The sequence below is a fragment of the Streptomyces sp. WAC06614 genome (genome assembly GCF_003949795.1).
GTDB lineage: Bacteria > Actinomycetota > Actinomycetes > Streptomycetales > Streptomycetaceae > Streptomyces.
The window spans coordinates 1-2,433 of record NZ_RPRY01000571.1 but is presented as its reverse complement, the minus strand read 5'-3'; the positions used below and the strand labels follow the sequence as shown (position 1 = coordinate 2,433).

The following is a 2,433-nucleotide window of genomic DNA, read 5'->3' as shown; positions in this document are numbered from 1 at the left end:
ACCTCGTCTCCAGAGAGACGGGGTATCAACATATCTGGCGTTGATTTTTGGCACGCTGTTGAGTTCTCAAGGTGCGGACGCTTCCTTCGTTCCCGTTTCCGGGCCCTCCGGGCGCTTCCTTCGTTCTCGCGTTTCCGACTCTATCAGATCTTTCCGGACCCGATTTCCTCGGTGCTTTCCGGTTCCGGCGCTTTCGCGCTTTTCCCTTCCGGCGTTTCCGACTCTATCAGAAGTTTTCCACCGGTTTTTCCGGCGTTCACATCCTGATGAGGAATCGGCTGCGCTCCTCGGTTCGGAAATGCGCTACGCATTCCGGTTCGGGAGACGAGAGAGATTTTAGAGCGTCGCGGTCGAACTGTCCAGTCCGAGGCAACCGTTCGAATCTACCTCCCCACGCCGACCGTGTCAACGGTCTTTGCGGGACCTGAGGAGACTAGCAGCTCGGCGGGGCGCTGCGCACATCAGGCGGCCGTGGGCTGCACCGCGGTGCGGTCGGCGGCCTCCACGTCGCCCACCTCGCCGGCCCGGGCGGCCCGGCCGCCGAGGACGTAGACGTAGGCCAGGAAGGCGGCCTCGGCCACGACGCCGATGGTGATGCGGGCCCAGGTCGGCAGGCCGGACGGGGTCACGAAGCCCTCGATGACCCCCGAGACGAACAGGACCACGGCCAGGCCGACGGCCATGCCGAGGGCGGCGCGGCCCTGTTCGGCGAGGGCCTCGCGGCGGCTGCGGGGGCCCGGGTCGATGACGGTCCAGCCCAGGCGCAGGCCCGTGCCGGCCGCGACGAAGACCGCGGTCAGTTCGAGGAGGCCGTGCGGGAGGATCAGGCCGAGGAAGGTGTCCAGGCGGCCGGCGGCGGCCATCAGGCCGAGGCCCGCGCCGAGGTTGACCATGTTGGTGAAGAGGATCCACAGCACCGGGATGCCGAGGAACGCCCCCAGGACCAGGCACATGGCGGCGGCCCGGGCGTTGTTCGTCCAGACCTGGGCCGCGAACGACGTCGCCGGGTGACTGGAGTAGTACGTCTCGTACTCGCCCCCGGGCTTGGTCATCTCGCGCAGCTCCTCCGGCGCCCCGATCGCGGCCTGGACCTCGGGGTGGGCGGCTATCCACCAGCCGATCAGGACGCCCACGGCCACCGACACCAGTGCCGTCGGGATCCACCAGCGGCGGCTGCGGTAGACGGCGGCCGGGAAACCGGCGGTGAAGAACCGGGCCACGTCGCGCCAGCCCGCCCGGCGGACGCCCGTCACCGTCGCGCGGGCGCGGGCGACGAGCTGGGTCAGCCGGCCGGTGAGCATCGGGTCGGGGGCGACGGACTGGATCAGGGACAGGTGGGTGGCCGTGCGCTGGTAGAGGGCGACGAGCTCGTCCGCCTCGGCGCCGGTGAGGCGCCGGCCACGGCCGAGGAGCTGTTCCAACCGGTCCCACTCCGCCCGGTGCGCGGTCACGAAGACGTCGAGATCCATCCGGTTTGCCGCTCCCCTGCCCCAGGTCCCTTACTCCTGCTGTGGTCAGCTTGGCAGACTTGATGACCGAGGGGCATGGCCGAGGGCGGGACGGGCCACGGGAAAGGTGTGCATCGGTGAGCGATCTGGTGACGGGGGACGCGGTCGTCCTGGGGCTGAGGCCGGCGCGGCTGCCGAGCCGTGCGCTGGCGATCTCGCTCGACATGCTCGTGTACCTCACGGGGTACGTGCTCGTCTCGGTCGCTCTGACCTTCGCCACCGCCCGGCTGGACGACGCCGCCTTCGCGGCGGTGTCGGTGGCGTCGTTCGTGCTCGTGCTGGTCGGGGTGCCGATCGCGGTGGAGACCCTGTCGCACGGGCGCTCGCTGGGGAAGCTCGCCTGCGGGCTGCGGGTGGTGCGGGACGACGGCGGTCCGATCCGGTTCCGGCACGCGCTGGTGCGCGGGGCGCTGGGGGTCGTGGAGCTGCTGATGACCTTCGGGTCGGTGGCCTGCATCGCCTCGCTGGTCTCGGCCCGGGGCCGGCGGCTGGGTGATGTGTTCGCCGGGACGCTGGTCGTACGGGAGCGGGTGCCGAGTACACCCGTGACGGCGGTGCCGCCCCCGCCGCCGTGGCTGGCGGGCCGGTTCACCGGGCTCGACCTGTCCGGCGTACCGGACGCGCTGTGGCTGGCGATCCGGCAGTACCTGACGCGGATGGGGCACCTGGATCCGCAGGTGAGCGCCTCGATGGCGGTGCGGCTGGCGGAGGACCTGGTCGCGCGGACGGGTACGCCTCCGCCGCCGGGGGTGCCGCCCGCGGCCTATCTGGCGGGCGTGGTGCACGAGCGGCAGACCCGGGACGCGGCCAAGGCGTTCCGGCAGCAGGCCGCGTCAGCGCCGTCCGTGCCGGTCCCGGCGTTCGGGCCGGCTCCGTACGTCGCCCAGCCCCAGGCCCCGGGCCGAGACCAGCGAGGCGATGCAGG

The 2,433-nt window shown here is 71.4% G+C and carries 2 protein-coding genes; one reads left to right on the top strand and one right to left on the bottom strand.

Translation table 11 applies throughout. From position 1 onward, the window contains the following. Positions 1–461: 461 nt before the first annotated feature. The gene (locus tag EF918_RS34815) at positions 462–1,469 is read right to left on the bottom strand and encodes a stage II sporulation protein M (RefSeq protein WP_125652858.1); all 1,008 of its coding nucleotides are present in this window, start codon (positions 1,467–1,469) and stop codon (positions 462–464) included. A 116-nt stretch (positions 1,470–1,585) separates the two neighbouring features. Here EF918_RS34815 and EF918_RS34810 point away from each other — a divergent pair. Beyond that, positions 1,586–2,433 (top strand): RDD family protein (locus tag EF918_RS34810; protein ID WP_148141334.1); only part of this gene is annotated, 848 nt, incomplete at its 3' end.

Coding starts and splice junctions, on each gene's coding strand:
- EF918_RS34815 (WP_125652858.1), bottom strand. CDS start 1,469: ATGGATCTCGACGTCTTCGTGACCGCGCACCGGGCGGAGTGGGACCGG.